At 70.2% G+C, this 18,984-nt stretch carries 18 protein-coding genes and 1 pseudogene; 18 read left to right on the forward strand and 1 reads right to left on the reverse strand.

Annotation, left to right across the window (positions count from 1 at the left end):
• The 9 genes from ACW9UL_RS10010 to ACW9UL_RS10050 all read left to right on the forward strand — a co-directional run bounded on the left by ACW9UL_RS10010 (position 1) and on the right by ACW9UL_RS10050 (position 8,704).
• Entirely contained in the window at positions 1-804 is an 804-nt protein-coding gene (locus ACW9UL_RS10010) for an alpha/beta fold hydrolase (protein WP_021444243.1), read from the forward strand.
• Entirely contained in the window at positions 801-1,664 is an 864-nt protein-coding gene (locus ACW9UL_RS10015; protein WP_457790507.1) for an alpha/beta hydrolase, read from the forward strand. The genes ACW9UL_RS10010 and ACW9UL_RS10015 overlap by 4 nt, the downstream gene beginning before the upstream one ends.
• 51 nt (positions 1,665-1,715) lie before the next feature.
• Positions 1,716-2,378: a glutathione S-transferase family protein gene (locus tag ACW9UL_RS10020; RefSeq protein ID WP_457790509.1), complete on the forward strand. Its 663-nt coding sequence runs from the start codon at positions 1,716-1,718 to the stop codon at positions 2,376-2,378.
• Positions 2,379-2,386: 8 nt separating this feature from the next.
• Complete coding sequence (locus ACW9UL_RS10025) at positions 2,387-3,190, forward strand: DUF4892 domain-containing protein (RefSeq protein WP_457790511.1); 804 nt, start codon at positions 2,387-2,389, stop codon at positions 3,188-3,190.
• A gap of 77 nt (positions 3,191-3,267) precedes the next feature.
• Complete coding sequence (locus tag ACW9UL_RS10030) at positions 3,268-4,350, forward strand: AI-2E family transporter (RefSeq protein ID WP_397497216.1); 1,083 nt, start codon at positions 3,268-3,270, stop codon at positions 4,348-4,350.
• 118 nt (positions 4,351-4,468) lie between these two features.
• Positions 4,469-5,614 carry an efflux RND transporter periplasmic adaptor subunit gene (locus tag ACW9UL_RS10035; protein WP_457790513.1) on the forward strand — a complete coding sequence of 382 codons (1,146 nt, stop codon included), beginning with the start codon at positions 4,469-4,471 and terminating at the stop codon, positions 5,612-5,614.
• Complete coding sequence (locus ACW9UL_RS10040) at positions 5,614-6,294, forward strand: ABC transporter ATP-binding protein (protein WP_457790514.1); 681 nt, start codon at positions 5,614-5,616, stop codon at positions 6,292-6,294. Before ACW9UL_RS10035 ends, ACW9UL_RS10040 begins: the two co-directional genes overlap by 1 nt.
• On the forward strand, positions 6,294-7,508 hold the full coding sequence (locus ACW9UL_RS10045; protein ID WP_457790516.1) for an ABC transporter permease: 1,215 nt from the start codon (positions 6,294-6,296) through the stop codon (positions 7,506-7,508). Before ACW9UL_RS10040 ends, ACW9UL_RS10045 begins: the two co-directional genes overlap by 1 nt.
• Positions 7,508-8,704, forward strand: a complete 1,197-nt coding sequence (locus tag ACW9UL_RS10050; RefSeq protein WP_457790518.1) for an ABC transporter permease — start codon at positions 7,508-7,510, stop codon at positions 8,702-8,704. The genes ACW9UL_RS10045 and ACW9UL_RS10050 overlap by 1 nt, the downstream gene beginning before the upstream one ends.
• On the opposite strand, the gene ACW9UL_RS10055 is transcribed toward ACW9UL_RS10050, so the two are convergent.
• Entirely contained in the window at positions 8,705-9,709 is a 1,005-nt protein-coding gene (locus ACW9UL_RS10055; RefSeq protein WP_457790520.1) for a patatin-like phospholipase family protein, read from the reverse strand.
• 104 nt (positions 9,710-9,813) lie between these two features.
• Here ACW9UL_RS10055 and selD point away from each other — a divergent pair, with 104 nt between their 5' ends.
• The 9 genes and pseudogenes from selD to ACW9UL_RS10100 all read left to right on the forward strand — a co-directional run bounded on the left by selD (position 9,814) and on the right by ACW9UL_RS10100 (position 18,946).
• Entirely contained in the window at positions 9,814-10,848 is a 1,035-nt protein-coding gene (gene selD, locus ACW9UL_RS10060) for a selenide, water dikinase SelD (RefSeq protein WP_457790522.1), read from the forward strand.
• Positions 10,848-11,948, forward strand: a complete 1,101-nt coding sequence (gene mnmH / locus ACW9UL_RS10065) for a tRNA 2-selenouridine(34) synthase MnmH (RefSeq protein ID WP_457790524.1) — start codon at positions 10,848-10,850, stop codon at positions 11,946-11,948. The genes selD and mnmH overlap by 1 nt, the downstream gene beginning before the upstream one ends.
• A gap of 76 nt (positions 11,949-12,024) precedes the next feature.
• Positions 12,025-12,303, forward strand: a complete 279-nt coding sequence (locus ACW9UL_RS10070; RefSeq protein WP_021444222.1) for a hypothetical protein — start codon at positions 12,025-12,027, stop codon at positions 12,301-12,303.
• Positions 12,303-12,908, forward strand: coding sequence for a flavin reductase family protein (locus tag ACW9UL_RS10075; protein ID WP_457790526.1), 606 nt, complete (start codon positions 12,303-12,305; stop codon positions 12,906-12,908). Before ACW9UL_RS10070 ends, ACW9UL_RS10075 begins: the two co-directional genes overlap by 1 nt.
• Before the next feature lie 1,001 nt (positions 12,909-13,909).
• Positions 13,910-14,140, forward strand: a pseudogene (locus ACW9UL_RS10080) (HAMP domain-containing protein); the annotation flags it as partial.
• A 141-nt stretch (positions 14,141-14,281) separates the two neighbouring features.
• Complete coding sequence (locus ACW9UL_RS10085; RefSeq protein ID WP_457790938.1) at positions 14,282-14,995, forward strand: methyl-accepting chemotaxis protein; 714 nt, start codon at positions 14,282-14,284, stop codon at positions 14,993-14,995.
• A 98-nt stretch (positions 14,996-15,093) separates the two neighbouring features.
• Complete coding sequence (locus ACW9UL_RS10090; RefSeq protein WP_457790528.1) at positions 15,094-16,011, forward strand: AAA family ATPase; 918 nt, start codon at positions 15,094-15,096, stop codon at positions 16,009-16,011.
• The gene (locus ACW9UL_RS10095) at positions 16,011-16,964 is read left to right on the forward strand and encodes a DUF58 domain-containing protein (RefSeq protein WP_457790530.1); all 954 of its coding nucleotides are present in this window, start codon (positions 16,011-16,013) and stop codon (positions 16,962-16,964) included. The genes ACW9UL_RS10090 and ACW9UL_RS10095 overlap by 1 nt, the downstream gene beginning before the upstream one ends.
• The gene (locus tag ACW9UL_RS10100) at positions 16,961-18,946 is read left to right on the forward strand and encodes a transglutaminase TgpA family protein (protein WP_457790532.1); all 1,986 of its coding nucleotides are present in this window, start codon (positions 16,961-16,963) and stop codon (positions 18,944-18,946) included. Before ACW9UL_RS10095 ends, ACW9UL_RS10100 begins: the two co-directional genes overlap by 4 nt.
• Positions 18,947-18,984: the final 38 nt, after the last annotated feature.

Consider the following 18,984-nt stretch of genomic DNA (forward strand, 5'->3'; position numbering starts at 1 on the left):
ATGCCGCAGCCGATCTTCTTCGCCCACGCCAACGGTTTTCCCTCGGCCACCTACGCCAAGCTGTTCGCCGCCCTGGCGCCGGACTACCGGGTGCGCCACCTGCAGCAGCACGGCCACGATCCGCGCTTTCCGGTGGACGACAACTGGGCCAACCTGGTCGCCGAGCTGATCCATCACCTGGAAGGCGGCGACGAGCCGGTCTGGGGCGTCGGCCATTCCCTCGGCGGCGTGCTGCATTATCACGCCGCGTTGCTCAGGCCGGAGCTGTACCGCGGCGTGGTGATGCTCGACTCGCCGCTGCTGACCCTGGCCGACCGCATGGTGATCCGCGCCGCCAAGCGCTTCGGCTTCATCGACCGCATCACCCCGGCCGGGCGTACCCTGGGCCGGCGCGAGGCCTTCGCCGACCCGGCCGAGGCGCGCGACTACTTCGCCGCGAAGAGCCTGTTCCGCCGCTTCGATCCCGAATGCCTGGACGCCTACGTGCGCCATGGCCTGCAGCCGGCGGGGCAGGGGCTGCGCCTGAAGTTCGATCCGGCCACCGAGATCAGCATCTACCGCAGCGTGCCGCACACCGCACCGGGTCGCCCGCAGCAGCTGGCGGTGCCGCTGGCCATGGTCCGCGGCCGCCACAGCAGGGTGGTGCTGCCGCATCACGCCCGCCTGCTGCGGCGCATGCCGCGCGGCGAATACTTGAGCCTGCCGGGCGGCCATATGTTCCCCCTGGAGCGCCCGCAGGCCACCGCCGAGCTGCTGCGCCAGCTGTTCGCCCGTTGGGCCGGCTCGCTTGAGGAGTCCGCATGAGCGCCTGTTTCGAAGAAGTCCGCCTGAGCCTGCCGCATATTGAGCTGGCCGCCCATCTCTACGGCCCCGAGGACGGCCTGCCGGTGCTGGCCCTGCACGGCTGGCTGGACAACGCCGCCAGCTTCGCCCGCCTGGCGCCGAAGCTGGACGGACTGCGCATCGTCGCCCTGGATTTCGCCGGCCACGGCCATTCCGAACACCGCCCGGCGGGCGCCGGCTACGCCCTGTGGGATTACGCCTACGACGTGCTGCAGGTGGCCGAGCAGTTCGGCTGGCAGCGCTTTTCCATCCTCGGTCACTCCATGGGCGCGATCACCGCGGTGCTGCTGGCCGCCGCCATGCCCGAGCGCATCGCCCGCCTAGCCCTGATCGACGGCCTGGTGCCCTATACCGGCGAGGCCGACACCGCACCGGCGAAACTCGGCGAGGCGCTGCGCGCCAAGCTCGCCCTGGATGGCAAGCGCAAGCCGGTGTACGCCGAGGTGGCGCGAGCCGTCGAGGCGCGCATGAAGGGCGTCGGCGCGGTCAGCCGCGAGGCCGCCGAACTGCTCGCCCAGCGCGGCCTGATGCCGGTGCCCGGCGGCTACACCTGGCGCACCGACGCCCGCCTGACCCTGGCTTCGCCCTTGCGCCTGAGCTGGGCCCATGCCCAGGCCTTCGTCCGCGCCCTGCAATGCCCGGTCAGCCTGGTGCTGGCCGAGCAGGGCATGATGCAGGCGCAGCCGGCGGTGCAGCAGCTGCTGCAGGGGCTGCCGTTCGAGGTGCGCCGCCTGCCGGGCGGCCACCACCTGCACCTGGACGACGAGGCCGGCGCGCAACGTGTCGCGGATTGTTTCAATCCATTTTTGCGCTTGCCTTGACTTGCCGACGGCTCATGGGGAAAGGTGTGGCGGTCTGCCATGGAGGATCGCATGATCGACCTGTATACCGCCGCCACCCCCAATGGGCACAAGGCATCCATCGCCCTGGAGGAACTCGGCCTGCCTTATCAGGTGCACGCCCTCAGTTTCGAGCGCAAGGAGCAGAAGGCCGCGGCCTTTCTGCGTATCAACCCCAACGGCCGCATTCCGGCCATCGTCGATCGCGACAATGACGACTTCGCCGTGTTCGAGTCCGGCGCCATCCTCATCTACCTCGCCGAAAAGACCGGCCAACTGCTGCCCAGCGATGCCAAGGGCCGCTCGCGGGTGCTGCAGTGGCTGATGTTCCAGATGGGCGGGGTCGGCCCGATGCAGGGCCAGGCCAATGTGTTCTTCCGCTATTTCCCGCAAAAGCTGCAGGGCGCCATCGACCGCTACCAACACGAGACCCGCCGCCTCTACGAGGTGCTCGATACGCGCCTGGGCGAGGTCGAATACCTGGCCGGCGACTACAGCATCGCCGATATCGCCACCTTCCCCTGGGTGCGCGTGCACGACTGGGCCGGCGTCTCGCTCGACGGGCTGACGCATCTGCAGCGCTGGCTGGACGCCATCGCGGCGCGCCCGGCGGTGCAGCGCGGCCTGCAGGTGCCGCAGCGCGAGGTCGACGAGGCGCGCCTGGTAAAAGCCGCGCAAGCGATGCTGATCCAATGAGGGCGCGTATGAAAGGTTTCGCCCTAGTGGTCGCGCTGCTGGGCAGCGGCGGCGTGCTGGCTGCCGATCTGCCCGGCAGCCGCGACCTCGACAGCCTGCCGCGTTTTCCGGCGAGCACGATCGTCGCCTACAAGGAAAGCCCGAGCCTGGAACGCATCTACCCGCAGGGCTCGATCCGCCGCATCAGCGGGCGCCTGCGCTACGAGCGGGAGATCCTGGCGCAGGGCCGGCACGCCGCGGTGACCTACGAGCTGCCGCGCACCCACAGCGCCGACCAGGTATTTACCAGCGCGCGCGAGTCCCTGCTGGAGCAGGGCGCCGAGCTGCTCTACTGGTGCCAGGGGCGCGAATGCGGCGCCAGCAGCCTGTGGGCCAATTCGGTGTTCGGCAACGCCACCCTGTACGGTTCCGACGACCAGCAGGCCTATGCGCTGCTGCGCCTGGCCGAGCCCAACCACGACAGCCTGCTGGCGCTGTACAGCATCACCCGCGGCAACCGCCGCGCCTACCTGCACGCCGAGCAGCTGGATGCCGAGGCGCCGCTGGGCGAGCTGCTGCCGACCCCGGCGACCCTGCTGCGCCAGCTGCGTAGCGACGGCCTGCTGCAATTGCCGGATGCAGCCCGGGCGGATAGCGCCTGGGCCGAGGTGCTGGCGCGCAGCCTCAACCTCGACAGCACGCTGCGCGTCAGCCTCTCCGGCAGCCAGGCGCAGGCCTGGCGCGAGGCACTGATCGCCCAGCGCGTGCGCGAGGCGCGTCTGGAACTCGGCGAGGGTGCCGGCGAAGCCCTGGCGGTGCGTCTATTGCGCTAAGCTGCGCGGCACAACCAGGCACATCCAGAGCGCCCTCCAGGGGCGCTCTGTCGTTGCAACGAAGGGAGTTTCGGGTCATGGCCACTAACGATCGTCTGCTGGTGCAGATTCTGCTGCTCGGCCTGCTGGCCGCCAGCCTCTGGGTATTGGCGCCGTTCTGGTCGGCGCTGTTCTGGGCCGCGGTGCTGGCCTTCGCCAGCTGGCCGCTGATGCGTCTGCTGACCCAGGCGCTGCAGGGGCGGCTGTCGCTGGCCGCGGGCATTCTCACCTGCGGCTGGGTGATCCTGGTGGCGGTGCCGCTGATCTGGCTGGGTTTCAACCTGGCCGATCACATCAAGGACGCGAACGCGTTGATCAAGGACCTGCAGGTCGAGGGCCTGCCGCCGCCGCCGAGCTGGCTGGTCGGCCTGCCGCTGGTGGGCGAGCGCCTGGCCACTCTGTGGTTGACCATCGACCAGCAGGGCGCGGCCTTCTTCTCCACCCTGCGGCCCTACCTCGGCCAGGTCGGCAACTGGCTGCTGGCGCGCAGCGCCCAGCTCGGCGGCGGCATGCTGGAGCTGGGCCTGAGCCTGGTGCTGGTGTTCTTCTTCTACCGCGACGGCCCGCGCCTGGCGGTGTTCGTGCACAGCCTGCTGGAACGGCTGATCGGCGAGCGTGCCGACCACTACCTGGAGCTGGTGGCCGGCACCGTGCAGCGGGTGGTCAACGGCGTGATCGGCACCGCCGCGGCCCAGGGCCTGCTGGCGCTGATCGGCTTCTGGATCGCCGGGGTGCCGGGAGCGCTGGTGCTGGGTATTCTCACCTTCGTCCTCAGCCTGGTGCCGATGGGCCCGCCGCTGGTGTGGATACCCGCCACCGCCTGGCTGGTGTGGCAGGGCGAGTACGGCTTCGCCCTGTTCCTCGGCGTCTGGGGCATGTTCGTCATCAGCGGCGTGGACAATATCCTCAAGCCCTATCTGATCAGTCGCGGCGGCAACCTGCCGCTGGTGGTGGTGCTGCTCGGGGTGTTCGGCGGCATCCTCGCCTTCGGCTTTATGGGCCTGTTCCTTGGCCCGACCCTGCTGGCGGTGGCTTACAGCCTGCTCAGCGACTGGGTGGCGGAGAAGGCGCCGGACAACCAGGCAGCCCTCGACCAGCTGCCGCCGGATAAACAGGCATGAGACGTATCAACCGTTGAAACTAAGAACTTCTATCAAGAGACCAATGGCGGGCGTACCGCGTTGTTGACGGGGGGAGGCTGACCTAGGCTGAAGCTGGGGTGTCAAGAAAGAGGCACTTATGCGCGGCCTGTCGATTTCCCTCATTGTTTTCGCCGGTTTATTGGCGGTTGTATGGTGGTGGCAGCGGCCCCAACCGATGCCCGTGCAACTGATCGCGGTGGAGCGTGGCCCGGTGGAAACCCTGGTCGCCAATACCCGCGCCGGTACCCTGAAATCCTGTCGCCGCTCGCGGCTGTCGTTCAACGTAGGCGGCCAGGTCAGCGAGCTACTGGTCGACGAGGGCCAGCACGTCGAGCTCGGCCAGGTGCTCATGCGCCTGCGCCAGGACGACCGCCAGGCGCGGGTCGAGGAGGCCGGCGCACGTCTCGAGGTACGCCGCAGCGAGCGCGAACAGCTGTGCCGCAAAGCCGAGCTGTACCAGCGCGATCACCGCCGCCTGCAGCACCTGGGTGAACGCAAGCTGACCTCGCTCGAGCGCCTCGACCAGGCCGAGACCAAGGCGCGCCTGGCGCAACTGGCCTGCACCGCGCAGCAGGTGCAGATTCGCGAGGCCGAGGCCAACCTGACGCTGCAGCGCTCGCTGCTCGACCAGACCGTGCTGCGCGCGCCCTTCGCCGGGGTGGTGGCGCAGATCAACGGCGAGCTGGGCGAATTCGTTACCCCGTCGCCGCCGGGCATTCCGACCCCGCCGGCGGTGGACCTGATCGACGACAGCTGCCTCTACGTCGATGCGCCGATCGACGAGGTGGACGCCGGCCGGGTGCGTATCGGCATGCCGGTGCGGATCAGCCTGGACGCCTTTCGCGGCCGCCATTTCCATGGCCAGGTCAGCCGCATCGCGCCCTTCGTGCGCGAGCTGGAGAAGCAGGCGCGCACCGTCGACGTCGAGGTGCGCTTCGCCCAGTTGCCGGTGGACGTGACCCTGCTGGCCGGCTACAGCGCCGACGTGGAAATCCTCCTGGAGCAGAGCGCCGGCAGCCTGCGCATCCCCACCGAGACCCTGCTGGAGGGGCGCCGGGTGCTGCGCTACGACCCGGCCACCGGCGTGTTGCGCGAGGTCGAGCTGAACACGGGGCTGGCCAACTGGCGCTGGACCGAAGTGCTCGACGGCCTGCACGAGGGCGAGCGGATTCTCGCCAGCCTTGACCGCGAGGGACTCAAGGACGGCATCGCGGTGGTCTCGCGCAGCGCGGAAGCGCAGTGATGATCCGCCTGCAGGGGGTGACGCGCGGCTTCGCCAGCGGCGAGCAGCGGGTCGTCGGCCTGGCGGCGCTGGATCTGCAGATCGCCGCCGGCGACTACCTGGCGGTGGTCGGCCCGTCCGGCTCGGGCAAGTCGACCCTGCTCAATATCCTCGGCCTGCTCGACGTGCCGGATGCCGGCGAGTACTGGCTCAACAATGAGGCCACCGCGGCGCTCGACGAGCGTCGCCGCGCCGAGCTGCGCAGCCGCCATATCGGTTTCGTGTTCCAGGCCTACCACCTGATCCCGCGCCTGAACGTGCTGGAAAACATCGAGCTGCCGATGCTCCTGGCCGGCATCGACCCCGCCGAGCGGCGCCGTCGCAGCCGCGAGCTGGCCGAACGCCTCGGCCTCGGTCAGCGCCTGCGCCATCGCCCGGCCGAGCTGTCCGGCGGTCAGCGTCAGCGGGTGGCCATCGCCCGCGCCATGGTCATGCGCCCGGCACTGCTGCTGGCCGACGAGCCCACCGGCAATCTCGACAGCCAGGCCGGCAGCGAGGTGTTCGCCCTGCTCGAAGCGCTCAATGCCGAAGGCCAGACCCTGGTGGTGGTGACCCACGACCTGCAGCATGCGGCGCGCGCACGGCGCCAGCTGTGGCTGCACGACGGCCAGGCGCGGCCACCGCAACTGCGGGTGGCCTGATGCGCGCCGCCGACCTCTGCGCCCTGTGGCTCGGCGGGCTGCGCGGGCACCGTTCGCGCAGCGCCATGCTGCTGCTGGCGATCGCCATCGGCGTGTTCGCCGTGGTGCTGCTCAGCGGCCTGGGCGAGGGCGCCCGGCGCTTCGTCATCGGCGAGTTCGACCAGCTCGGCCGCCATCTGCTGATCGTGGTGCCAGGGCGCAACCAGACCACCGGCGGCATGCCGCCGGTCACCGGCCTGGCGCCACGCGAGCTGACCCTCGGCGATGCCCTGGCCATCGCCCGCTTGCCGCAGGTGCGCCGGGTGGCGCCACAGCAGTCGGGGCGCGCCGAGGTGCGCGCCGGCAATCGCCACCGCGAGACGCTGATCGTCGGTACCGACCACCACTTCTTCGCCATGCGCGGCCTGCAACTGGCCCAGGGCCAGGCGCTGCCGGCACTGGCCGCGGGCCAGGGCGAGGCGGTCGGCGTGCTCGGCGCACGGCTGCGCCGCGAACTGTTCGGCGACGGGCCGGCGCTGGGCCAGTGGCTGCGCGCCGGCGACCGGCGGCTGCGGGTGATCGGCGTGCTGGCCGAGCGTGGCGAGTCGCTGGGCATGGATTTCTCCGACAGCCTGTTGATACCCCTGGCCAACGCCCAGGCGCTGTTCGACCGCGAGGGCCTGCTGCGCATCTTCGTCGAGTTGCGCGGCGCCAGTTATCTGGACAGCGCGCAGCGGGAGATTCGCGTCAGCCTGAGCCGGCGTCACCAGGGCAAGGAGGATTTCACCCTGGTCGGTCAGGACGCCCTGCGCGGTACCTTCGAGCAGATTCTCGTGCGCCTGACCCAGGCGCTCGGCGGCATCGCCGCGATCAGCCTGCTGGTGGCCGGCATCCTGGTGATGAACGTGACCTGGATTTCGGTCAACCAGCGCACCGCCGAGATCGGCCTGCTCAAGGCCCTCGGCGCCAGCGCCGGACAGGTGCGCCTGGTGTTTCTCGGTGAGGCGCTGCTGCTGGCGCTGGTCGGTGCGCTGGCTGGCCTGCTGCTGGCCGAGCTGCTGCTGTGGGGCGGGCGCCTGGCCACCGCGCTGCCATTGCATGCGCCCTGGTGGGCGCGGCTGGTCAGCCTCGGCCTGGCGCTGGCCTGCGCCGCGCTGTTCGCCTGGCTGCCGGCCAATCGCGCCGCGGCCATGGCGCCGGTGCAGGCGTTGCACGGCGCGGCGGGGGGCGGTTGATGCAAATGCGCGACGGTCTGCGCCTGAGCGGCTCGGCGCTGCTCAGCCGGCCCCTGCGCAGCCTGCTGACCCTGCTCGGGGTGGCCATCGGCATCGCCGCCATGGCCCTGCTCACCGCCATCGGCGACGGCCTGCGTGGCTACGTGCAGGACAACTTCGCCCAGTTCGGCACGCGCAACCTGACCATCCGTCCGGGCATGACCCGCACCGGCGGCCTCGGCGGCGTGCTCAGCAACGTGCGCCCGCTGACCATCGCCGACGCCGATGCGTTGCGCCGCCTGCCCCACGTCGAGGCGGCGGTGCCGATCATCCAGGGCAACGGCGACGTCCAGTTCGCCGGCCTGACCCGTTACACCGGGGTGCTCGGCTGCGGCCACCAGATGGCCACGGCCTGGCGCCTGCCGCTGGCCCTCGGCCAGTTTCTTCCCGAGCCGCGCGACGGCCGCTCGCCGCCCTACGTGGTGCTCGGCCACACCCTGCGCCAGGAGCTGTTCGGCGCGGCCAACCCGCTGGGGCAGACGGTGCGGGTCGGCGGCACGCGCTTTCGGGTGATCGGGGTGATGGCGCGCCAGGGCCAGTTGCTCGGCTTCGATATCGACGACATCGCCTACGTGCCGGTGGACTGGGCCGAAAGCCTGTTCAACCGCGACGGCCTGGCCAAGATCAACCTAGTGTTCAACGCCGGTATCGCTGCGCCGCAGATGAGCGAGCGGGTGCGCCGACTGCTGATCGAGCGCCACCGCGAGGAGGATTTCAACCTGACCACTCAGGACGACATGTTGCGCAGCCTGGATCGTATCCTCGCCATGTTCAGCGTCGCGGTGGCGGCGCTGGGCGGTATCTCGCTGCTGGTGGGGGCGGTGGGCATCCTCACCATCATGACCACCGCGGTGGCCGAGCGCGCGGCGGAAATCGGCCTGTTGCGCGCGGTCGGCGCCACCTCGCGGCAGGTGCTGGCGCTGTTTCTCGGTGAGGCGTTGCTGCTGTCGCTGCTCGGCGGGCTGGCCGGGCTGCTGCTGATGGGCGCGCTGCTCGGCGCTCTGCAGCTGGCGCTACCGGGGCTGCCGCTTGCCGTGCAGCCGGGGGTTCTGTTGCTGGCGCTGCTGCTGGCGGCGTTGGTCGGGGTGCTCTCCGGCATCGCCCCGGCGCGGCGGGCGGCGCGCCTGCAGCCGGTCGAGGCGCTGCACAGCGAGTGATCAACGCTCGCGCTCGTAGCGCTCGAGGGTGTCGCGGGCGATCTGGCGGCCGAGCATGATCAGCTCCGGCGCCTTGTAGAACTCGAAGAAACGGCACACGCGCTTGGGCACGTTGATCAGGATGTCCGGCGGGTAGCCGGCGATCTTGTATTGCGCCAGCGAGGTCTGCATCACCTCGAAGCTCTGGTTGACCAGCTCCAGCAGCGAGGCCGGGCCGCTGAACTCGGCGACCCGCGAGCCGCTGGCGGATTTCGGCACGGCGCCGGCGGCGTTGCGGTTCGGCGCCGCGGCCGGGCCGATGGCGTCGGCCTGTTGCTGCTCGGCGGCCAGCAGCAGGACGTCGTCCTCGCTCTTGCGGCGGAAGCTCGGCAGGCGCGAGCCGAGCGTGGTCATCAACTGGTCGATGCGCCCCTTGAGCGCCGCCGGCCGCTCGATCACCGGCAGCTGGTAGTGGCTCTGGTTGGTGGCGTTGAGGTTGACCGCGATGATCAGGTCGCAGTGGCTGGACACCACCGGCACGATCGGCAACGGGTTGAGCAGGCCGCCGTCGACCAGCATGCGCTTGCCCTGGATCACCGGGGTGAACAGGCTGGGAATCGCCGCCGAGGCGCGCATCGCCTGGTGCAGGCAGCCTTCCTGGAACCAGATTTCCTGCTGGTTGGTGAGGTCGGTGGCGACCGCGGTGAAGGGGATCGCCAGCTCCTCGATATTGATCTCGCCGACTATGTCGTGGATGCGCCCGAACACCCGCTCGCCGCGGATGGCGCCGAGGCGGAAGCTGACATCGATCAGGCGCAGCACGTCCAGGTAGTCCAGGCTCTCGGTCCACTCGCGGTACTCGCGCAGCTTGCCGGCGGCGAAGATGCCGCCGACCACCGCGCCCATCGAGCAGCCGGCGATGCAGCCGATCTCGTAGCCGCGCGCCTGCAGCTCCTCGATCACGCCGATATGGGCGTAGCCGCGCGCGCCCCCCGAGCCCAGTACCAGCGCCACTTTCTTGTTCATAGGAAAAATCCCCCGTCGATGTTTCGACCTTACTCGCGCAAAGGCGCTGCGCCAAGGCGGTCTTTGCTAGAATCCGCCGCCAGTCGTCGATGCAAGAGAGAGACATGAGCGAGCCGATTCGTTTGACCCAGTACAGCCACGGCGCCGGTTGCGGCTGCAAGATTTCCCCCAAGGTGCTGGAGGTGATCCTCGCCGGCAGCGGCGCGCAGAACCTCGACCCGCGCCTGTGGGTCGGCAACGCCTCGCGCGACGATGCCGCGGTCTATGCCATCGACGAAGAACGCGGGGTAGTTTCCACCACCGACTTCTTCATGCCCATCGTCGACGACCCCTACGACTTCGGCCGCATCGCCGCGACCAACGCCATCAGCGACATCTACGCCATGGGCGGCGACCCGCTGATGGCCATCGCCATTCTCGGCTGGCCGGTCAACCTGCTGGCCCCGGAGGTCGCCCGCGAGGTGATCCGCGGCGGCCGCGCGGTGTGCGACGAGGCCGGCATTCCGCTGGCCGGCGGCCACTCGATCGACGCCCCCGAGCCGATCTTCGGCCTGGCGGTGACCGGCCTGGTGGAGAAACACCATATGAAGCGCAACGACACCGCCACCGTCGGCTGCCAGCTGTACCTGACCAAGCCGCTGGGCATCGGCATCCTCACCACCGCGGAGAAGAAGGCCAAGCTGCGCAGCGAGGACGTCGGCCTGGCGCGCGACTGGATGTGCACCCTGAACAAGCCCGGCAGCCGCTTCGGCAAGCTCGCCGGGGTCAAGGCGATGACCGACGTCACCGGCTTCGGCCTGCTCGGCCATCTGGTGGAGATGGCCGATGGTAGCGGCCTCAGCGCGCGCGTCGAGTTCGCCAGGGTGCCGCGTCTGGACAGCGTCGAGCATTACCTGGAGCAGGGCTGCGTGCCCGGCGGCACGCTGCGCAACTTCGACAGCTACGGCGACAAGATCGCGCCGCTACCGGAGCTGGCCAAGCTGCTGCTGTGCGACCCGCAGACCAGCGGCGGCCTGCTGATCGCCGTAGCGCCGGAAGGCGAGGCCGAGTTCCTTGCCGTCGCCGCCGAGCTGGGCCTGCAGCTGGCGCCCATCGGCGAGATGGTCGAGCGACAGCGCCACGCGGTCGAGGTGCTGTGATGCGGGACAACAGCGCCGACTACCGCGATATCTTTCTGGGCGACCGGCCGATGATGGACGCCCGCGCGCCGGTGGAATTTCTCAAGGGCGCCTTCCCCGGGGTGGTCAACCTGCCGCTGATGGACGACCTCGAGCGGCAGAAGGTCGGCACCTGTTACAAGCAGCACGGCCAGCAGGCGGCCATCGAGCTGGGCCACCAACTGGTCAGCGGTGCGCTGAAGGACGAGCGCATAGCGGCCTGGGCGGCCTTCGCCAAGGCCCATCCGGACGGCTACCTGTACTGCTTTCGCGGCGGCCTGCGCTCGCAGATCGTCCAGCAGTGGCTGAAAAGCGAGGCGGGCATCGACTACCCGCGGGTGATCGGCGGCTACAAGGCGATGCGCGGCTTTCTCCTGGAAACCAGCGAGCAGGCGGTGGCCGAGTGCGATTTCGTCCTGGTCGGCGGCATGACCGGCACCGGCAAGACCGAGGTGATCGGCCAGCTGGACAACGCCCCGGACCTGGAAGGCCACGCCAACCATCGTGGCTCCAGCTTCGGCAAGCGCGCCAGCGCCCAGCCGGCGCAGATCGATTTCGAGAACGCCCTGGCCATCGACCTGCTCAAGCGTCGCGCGCGCGGCCAGCGCCAGTTCGTGCTGGAGGACGAGGCGCGGCTGATCGGCCGCTGCTCGCTGCCGCTGCCGCTGTACCAGGCCATGCAGGACTACCCGCTGGTGTGGCTGGAGGACAGCCTGGAGCATCGCGTCGAGCGCATCCTCAAGGCCTATGTGGTCGAGCTGTGCGCCGAGTTCGTCGCCGTCCACGGCGAGGAGGGCGGATTCGCCGCCTTCGCCGCGCGCCTGCGCGAGAGCCTGGCCAACATCACCCGGCGCCTAGGCGGCGAGCGCTATCAGCGCCTGGCGGCGATCATGGACCAGGCCCTGGGCGAGCAGGCCGCCGCCGGCCAGGTCGATACCCACCGCGGCTGGATCGAGGCGCTGCTGGTGGAGTACTACGATCCGATGTACGTGTTCCAGCGCGAGAGCAAGGCCGGGCGCATCGAGTTCGTCGGCGAGCAGCAGGCGGTGGTGGACTATCTGCGTCAACGCGTCGGGCGCTGAAGCGGGCACTTTCCCCGGGCGCCGGCGTCCTACACTGGGTCAATCCGTAGTCATGTCCTTGTAAGGAGTGTGGTCGATGAAACATTGGATCTGTTTGCCGGTACTGGCCCTGGTGCTGAGCGGTTGCGCCGGCAAGACGGTGTACCGCGACACCTGCGCCAATCAGCTGGACGCGGCCTGGAAGGAGCTGAGCATCGCCGAGGCCGAAGGCTTCGCCGGCACGGTCAGCTACTCCAAGGCGCTGTCGCTGCTCACCGCGGCCAAGACCCAGCAGCAGTTCGAGGCCTACGAGGGCTGCACCAGCAAGGCCGAGCGGGCGCGCTTCTACATCCGCGAATCGCGAGCGGGGCGCTGATGCAGCTCGACTTCGCGACGCTGAGCCCGCTGGAGGCCTACCGCTGGCTCGCCGCCAGCGTCACCCCGCGGCCCATCGCCTGGGTTTCCACCCGCTCCCCGCTGGGGGTGGCCAATCTGGCGCCGTTCAGCTTCTTCCAGGTGATCAGCGACAACCCGCCGACCCTGCTGGTCAACGTCAACACCCGCGACGACGGCAGCCTCAAGGACAGCCTGCGTAACGCCCAGGCCAGCGGCGAACTGGCGATCCAGCTGGTCAGCTTCGCCCAGGCCGAGGCGATGAACGCCAGCGCGGCGATACTGCCGCACGAGGTCAGCGAGTTCGCCCATTGCGCTATCGCCAGCCTGCCGTGCGAGCGCATCGACGTGCCGCGGGTGGCCGGCGCGCCGGTGACCTTCGAGTGCCGGGTGGCGCAGATTCAGCCCTATCCGGCGGCGAATCCCAACTGCCACCTGATCTTCGCCGAGGTGCTGCTGGCGCATATCGACGACGCCGTGCTCAGCGAGCAGGGCCGCCTCGACCCGCTCAAGCTCGACCTGATCGGCCGTCTCGGCGGTAGCGCCTACTGCCGCACCACCGAGCTGTTCCAGATGCAGCGGCCATGAATCCGCTCTGGAAACGACCTCCAGTTAGCTGATCCAGCCATTTCAGGCCCTGCTGGCTTGTCGCCAGCAGGGCGGCGCTCCTATGTTCGGCCATTCGCGGCGAGCAGTAGGCGGGGGTGGTCATGGGGAGCGCGTGGAGCAATCGGCTGGCCAGTCTGAGCACGGCCAGCAAACTGATGCTGGGTTTCGCCCTGGTGCTGGGGCTCACCGCGCTGGTGGCCGGCACCGGACTGCTGGCGCTGCGCGAGGTGAACGCCGGGGCGGCGCTGCAGCAGCGCATGAGTGCGCTCGGCGAGCAGGTGCTGCACATGCGCCACAGCGAGCAGGCCTTCGCCCTGGCCGGCGACCCGCAGCAGGCCGCGCGCCTGGCCGAGCAGGCCGAGGCGATCCTGCAGGCGAGCGCCGCTCTGCAGGGCGAACTGGACGAAGGCACCGCCGCGATCCTGGCGCCGCTGGCGCCGGCGCTGGCCGACTACCGCGCCGCCTTCGCCCGTTACGTGGAACTCACCGACAACATGCAGCTGGCGCTGCAGGCCGCCGACTGGCTGGTGGTCAGCGCCGCCAACAGCCTCGACCTGCTGCAGGAGGGCCTGGCCGAGGACGGCGTCGACCTGCTCAAACGCAGCCAGGGCGAGCAGGGCGGCGAGGTGGTGCTGCAGGCCGGGCAGGTCGGCAAGATTCACCAGTTGCTGTTACAGGCGCTGGATCAGGCTCGCCAGCGTCTGGAGGCGAGCCGCCGCAGCGAAGTGCTCGAGCGGGTCGAGATCGCCCAGGCCGGCGAGGCCCAGGCGCTGGCCGCCGAACTGCGCGATGCGCTGAGCGATCCCGGCTACGCTGCGGTGCTCGGCGAGGTGGTGGTCAATGTCGACTCCTTCAACGAGCGGCTCAAGGAATACGCCGAGCAGCTGCAGCAGCAGAAGCAGGTTTACCTGCAGCTGGTGGCGCAGATCGAACAACTGCTCGGCCAGGTCGAGCAGGCCCTCGGCGCCCAGCGCCAGGCCATGCAGGCCGCGCAGCAGGCGAGCAGCACCCTGATCCTGCTGGCGGCGGCCCTGGCCCTGCTGGTCGGCCTGGGGGCCGCGCTGGTCATCAGCCTGGCCATAGTGCGGCCGCTGAAACGGGTGATCGGCCTGGCCGAGCGCATCGCCGCCGGCGACCTGAGTGCGCGCATCGAAATCGACCGGCGCGACGAGATCGGCCAGCTGCTCGGCGCCATGCAGGCCATGGCCGGCAACCTGCGCGAGATGGTCGGCCGTCTGCAGGGCGGGGTGACCCAGCTGTCCAGCTCGGCGCAGTCGCTGTCGACGGTGACCGAGCAGACCCGCCAGGGGGTCAACGGGCAGAAGCTGGAGACCGATCAGGTGGCCACCGCCATGAGCCAGATGACCGCCACGGTGCACGAGGTGGCGCGCAACGCCGAGGCCGCCGCGGCTTCCACCGAGCAGGCCGATCGGCGCGTCGACAGTGGCAGCCAGGTGGTGCGCCAGACCCTGCAGCGCATCGACCAGCTGGCCGGCGCGATGGACGCCACCACCGCCAGCATCCAGCGCCTGAGCCAGGACACCCAGCGCATCGACGCGGTGCTGGAGGTGATCAAGAACGTCGCCGAGCAGACCAATCTGCTGGCGCTCAACGCCGCCATCGAGGCGGCGCGTGCCGGCGAGCAGGGCCGCGGCTTCGCCGTGGTCGCCGACGAGGTGCGCGCCCTGGCCAAGCGCACCCAGCAGTCTATCGCCGAGATCGAGGCGCTGATCGCCGCGCTGCGCGAGGGCAGCCGCCGCGCGGTGGCCGACATGGCGCAGAGCGCCAGCCTGGTGAGCCAGACGGTGGAGGGCGCCAACCAGACCGAGGGCGCGCTGACGGCCATCGCCGAGGCGGTGGCGCGGATCTTCGAGATGAACCAGCAGATCGCCGCGGCGGCCGAACAGCAGACGGCGGTGGCCGAGGAGATCAACCGCAGCGTCACCTCGATCCGCGATATCGCCGATCAGTCGGCCAGCGCCATGGAACAGACCGCCGCCTCGAGCATCCAGCTGGCCGAGCTGGGCCGCGAGCTGCAGGGCATGGCCGGGCATTTTCGTTTGTAAGGGCGGGCGCGCTCACAGTTTCGTCAGCAAAGATTGCATAGCACTTTGCCGCACTTGAGTGGCCCAGTAGCATCGGCGGTCTGCATAAGGAGCCAACGATGCGAAACAAACTGGACGCCTGCCTGGACTCGGTCAATCAGGTGCTGCTGGGCAAGGAGGCGCAGGTGCGCCTGGCGCTGACTTGCCTGCTGGCGCGCGGTCACCTGCTGATCGAAGACCTGCCCGGCATGGGCAAGACCACCTTGAGCCATGCCCTGGCGCGGGTGCTGGGGCTGAGCTTCCAGCGTATCCAGTTCACCTCCGACCTGTTGCCCGGCGACATCCTCGGCACCTCGGTGTTCGACAAGGACAGTGGCCAGTTCGTCTTCCACCCCGGGCCGATCTTCGCCGAGCTGGTGCTGGCCGACGAGATCAACCGCGCCACGCCGAAGAGCCAGAGCGCGCTGCTCGAGGCCATGGAGGAGGGCCAGGTGACCATCGAGGGCGCCACCCGACCGCTGCCCGAGCCGTTCTTCGTCATCGCCACGCAGAACCCGGTGAGCAGCGGCGGCACCTTCGCCCTGCCGGAATCGCAGCTGGACCGCTTCCTCATGCGCCTGTCGCTGGGTTATCCGGCTCAGGCGGCGGAGAAGGCGCTGCTGCTGGGTGACGCGCGGCGCGAGCTGCTGCCGCGGCTGCAAGCGATTCTCGACCATACCGAGCTGGCCCGGCTGCAGGCCGAGGTGCCCAAGGTACGCGCCAGCGATGCGCTGATTGATTACGTGCTGCGCCTGGTCGAGGCCACCCGCAGCCAGCCGCAGTTCGCCTGGGGCCTGTCGCCGCGCGCCAGCCTGGCGCTGCTGGCCGCGGCGCGGGCCTGGGCGCTGCTGGCCGAGCGCGACTACGTGATCCCCGAGGACGTGCAGGCGGTGCTGCCCTCGGTGGTCGGCCACCGCCTGCGCGAGCGCGCCGACCCCACCGGCCATGGCGGCGGCAGCCTGGTGCAGTGGCTGCTGCGCGAAGTGCCGGCGCTCTGATGCGCGCCGCGCTGAAACCGCTGTGGAGCCGCTGGCTGGCGCGGCGCATTCCGCCGGCGGCCAGCGTGCGCCTCAATCAGCGGCGCATCTTCATCCTGCCCAGCCGGGTCGGCGCCGCCTATGGCCTGGCCCTGCTGCTGATGCTGCTGGTCGGCATCAACTACCAGAACAGCCTGGCCTACGGTCTGACCTTCCTGCTGATGGCGGTGTTCGTGGTCGCCATCCTGCACACCTATCGCAACCTGGCCGGGCTGGTGCTCAAGGCCGGCGGTGGCGGGGCGGTGTTCGTCGGCGAGCAGGCGCGCTTTCGCGTGCGTCTGGAAAGCCGCGAGCGCGAGCACCAGGCCGTGGCCCTGGGTTGGCCGCCGGCCGAGCTGCTGGCGCGCGACGTGCCGCGCCAGGGCCAGGCCGAGCTGGAACTGAGCCTGCCGGCGCAGCGCCGCGGCTGGCTGCGCCCGGGCCGGCTGCGGGTGGAGAGCCGCTTTCCCCTCGGCCTGCTGGTGGCCTGGAGCTGGGTCGATCTGGATCAGGCGGTGCTGGTCTATCCGCGGCCGCTGGAGGGCGAGCTGCCGCTGGCCGCCGGCCTGGGCGCCGAGGACGAGGAGGGCATGCGCGCCCGCGGCCAGGGCGCCGACGATTTCCAGGGCCTGCGCGACTACCAGCCGGGCGACTCCAAGCGGCGCCTGGACTGGAAGGCCTATTCGCGCGGCCAGGGCCTGCTGGTCAAGGAGTTCGCCATGCTCGGCGGGCGCGACCTGTGGCTGGACTTCGAGCAGTTGGGCGGCGATGCGGAGCTGCGCCTGTCGCTGCTCTGCCACTGGGTGCTGCAACTGGCCGAGCGGCAGCAGGCGTTCGGCCTGCAGCTGCCGGGGCAGGTGATCGCCCCGGACTCCGGCGAAGGCCATCGCGACGCCTGCCTGCGCGCCCTGGCGCTGTTCGGTGAGCCGGCATGAGCACACCGCCGGGCATTCCGCGCATCGCCCTGACCTGGCTGCTGGTGGCCCAGGTGCTGGTGATCCTGCCGCACCTGGTGCACCTGCCGCTGTGGATGATCGCCCTGTGGCTGGGCGCCGCCGCCTGGCGCGTGCAGATCTTCCGCATGCGCGCGCGCTACCCCAACGGCTGGGCCAAGGGCGGCCTGATGCTGCTGGTGCTGGCCGGCATCCTGCTGTCGCGCGGCACCCTGGTGGGGCTGGACGCGGCGGTGGTGCTGCTGATCGCCACCTTCGTCCTCAAGCTGGTGGAGATGCGCAGCCGGCGCGACGCCCTGGTGCTGATCTTCCTCGGCTTCTTCTGCGTGGTGACCGCTTACCTGTTCGACGACGGCATCCTCGCCGCGCTGTACAGCCTGCTGCCGGTCACCGCGCTGCTCGCCGCGCTGGTGGGGCTGCAGCACAGCGGTTTCGCCGAGCGGCCCTGGCCGACCCTGCGCCTGGCCGGCGGCCTGCTGCTGCAGGCGCTGCCGCTGATGGTCCTGCTGTTTCTGTTCTTCCCGCGCATGGGCCCGCTGTGGTCGCTGCCGCTGCCCAGCGACAAGGGCGTCACCGGCCTGTCCGACAGCATGGCGCCGGCCGATATCGCCGAGCTCAGCCGCTCCTCGGCGCTGGCCTTTCGCGCCAGCTTCGACGGCCCGGTGCCGCCGCGCGATCAGCTGTACTGGCGCGCCCTGACCCTGGAGCGCTTCGATGGCCGGCGCTGGTCGCAATCCAGCTACGCCGAGTTGCCCGTGGCGCCGCAATGGCGCCAGACGGGCGAGCCGCTGGACTACAGCATCGTCATGCAGCCCAGCGGCAAGCCCTGGCTGTTCGCCCTCGACGTCGGCGAGCTGGCGCAGGACGAAGGCCGCATGATGAGCGACTTCCGCTGGCAGCGGCGGCGCCCGGTGGATCGCCCCTTGCTCTACCAGGTGCGCTCCTGGCCGCAGGCACTGCGCGAGGCGGACGCCGAACCGCCGGCGTTGCGCCGCGCGCTGCAACTGCCCGAGCAGGGCGATCCGCGCAGTCGCGCCTGGGCCGCCGAGCTGCAGCGTCAGCATCCGCAGGCTGATGCGCTGGTCGCCGCGCTGCTGCAGCATTTCAACCGCGAGCCCTACGTCTACACCCTGCGCCCGCAGCCGCTGGGCGCGGACAGCATCGACGACTTCCTGTTCAACACCCGCCGCGGCTTCTGCGCCCACTACGCCGGTGCCATGACCTTCGTCCTGCGCGCCGCCGGCATTCCCGCGCGGGTGGTGGCCGGCTACCAGGGCGGCGAGCTCAACCCCGGCGGCAACTACATCCAGGTGCGCCAGTTCGATGCCCACGCCTGGGTCGAGTACTGGCAGCCGGGCCGCGGCTGGCGCAGCGTCGATCCCACCTTCCAGGTGGCGCCGGAGCGCATCGAGCAGGGCCTGGAGGAAGCGCTGGCCGAGGAGGACGGTTTTCTCGATGACCAACCCTTCTCGCCGCTGCGCTACCGCGAACTGGCCTGGCTCAACCAGTTGCGCCTGAACTGGGAAAACCTCAACTACGGCTGGCAGCGCTGGGTGCTGGGCTACCAGGGCGAGCAGCAGTTGCAGCTGCTGCAGCGCTGGTTCGGCAGCCTCGACTGGCAGCGCCTGGCGCTGGCCCTGGTCGGCAGCGGCACGCTGCTGCTCGGCCTGCTGGCGCTGTGGTTGCTGAGGCCCTGGCAGCAGCGTCGCGACCCGCAGCGCCAGGCCTTCCGCCGCTTCGAGCAGCTGCTGGCGCGGCACGGCGTGCGGCGCCAGGCGGGCGAGGGGCCGCGTGCCTTCGCCGAGCGCGCCGGTCGCGAACTCCCGGCCCAGGCCGCAGCGATCCAGGCCTTTGCCCGTTGTTTCGAGGCCCAGCGCTACGCCGGCCAGCCCCCCTCGCGGGCGGCCTTGCGCCAGGCTCTGGGTGAGTTGCGCAGGGCCTTGCCCTGGCGCCTGTTGCGTTAGGGCGCGGTCTCGCAATAATCACCTGGGGGTGCGCCGTG

The sequence above is a fragment of the Pseudomonas sp. PL-6 genome (genome assembly GCF_054110165.1).

Coding starts and splice junctions, on each gene's coding strand:
- ACW9UL_RS10010 (WP_021444243.1), top strand. CDS start 1: ATGCCGCAGCCGATCTTCTTCGCCCACGCCAACGGTTTTCCCTCGGCC.
- ACW9UL_RS10015 (WP_457790507.1), top strand. CDS start 801: ATGAGCGCCTGTTTCGAAGAAGTCCGCCTGAGCCTGCCGCATATTGAG.
- ACW9UL_RS10020 (WP_457790509.1), top strand. CDS start 1,716: ATGATCGACCTGTATACCGCCGCCACCCCCAATGGGCACAAGGCATCC.
- ACW9UL_RS10025 (WP_457790511.1), top strand. CDS start 2,387: ATGAAAGGTTTCGCCCTAGTGGTCGCGCTGCTGGGCAGCGGCGGCGTG.
- ACW9UL_RS10030 (WP_397497216.1), top strand. CDS start 3,268: ATGGCCACTAACGATCGTCTGCTGGTGCAGATTCTGCTGCTCGGCCTG.
- ACW9UL_RS10035 (WP_457790513.1), top strand. CDS start 4,469: ATGCGCGGCCTGTCGATTTCCCTCATTGTTTTCGCCGGTTTATTGGCG.
- ACW9UL_RS10040 (WP_457790514.1), top strand. CDS start 5,614: ATGATCCGCCTGCAGGGGGTGACGCGCGGCTTCGCCAGCGGCGAGCAG.
- ACW9UL_RS10045 (WP_457790516.1), top strand. CDS start 6,294: ATGCGCGCCGCCGACCTCTGCGCCCTGTGGCTCGGCGGGCTGCGCGGG.
- ACW9UL_RS10050 (WP_457790518.1), top strand. CDS start 7,508: ATGCAAATGCGCGACGGTCTGCGCCTGAGCGGCTCGGCGCTGCTCAGC.
- ACW9UL_RS10055 (WP_457790520.1), bottom strand. CDS start 9,709: ATGAACAAGAAAGTGGCGCTGGTACTGGGCTCGGGGGGCGCGCGCGGC.
- selD (WP_457790522.1), top strand. CDS start 9,814: ATGAGCGAGCCGATTCGTTTGACCCAGTACAGCCACGGCGCCGGTTGC.
- mnmH (WP_457790524.1), top strand. CDS start 10,848: ATGCGGGACAACAGCGCCGACTACCGCGATATCTTTCTGGGCGACCGG.
- ACW9UL_RS10070 (WP_021444222.1), top strand. CDS start 12,025: ATGAAACATTGGATCTGTTTGCCGGTACTGGCCCTGGTGCTGAGCGGT.
- ACW9UL_RS10075 (WP_457790526.1), top strand. CDS start 12,303: ATGCAGCTCGACTTCGCGACGCTGAGCCCGCTGGAGGCCTACCGCTGG.
- ACW9UL_RS10085 (WP_457790938.1), top strand. CDS start 14,282: ATGAGCCAGATGACCGCCACGGTGCACGAGGTGGCGCGCAACGCCGAG.
- ACW9UL_RS10090 (WP_457790528.1), top strand. CDS start 15,094: ATGCGAAACAAACTGGACGCCTGCCTGGACTCGGTCAATCAGGTGCTG.
- ACW9UL_RS10095 (WP_457790530.1), top strand. CDS start 16,011: ATGCGCGCCGCGCTGAAACCGCTGTGGAGCCGCTGGCTGGCGCGGCGC.
- ACW9UL_RS10100 (WP_457790532.1), top strand. CDS start 16,961: ATGAGCACACCGCCGGGCATTCCGCGCATCGCCCTGACCTGGCTGCTG.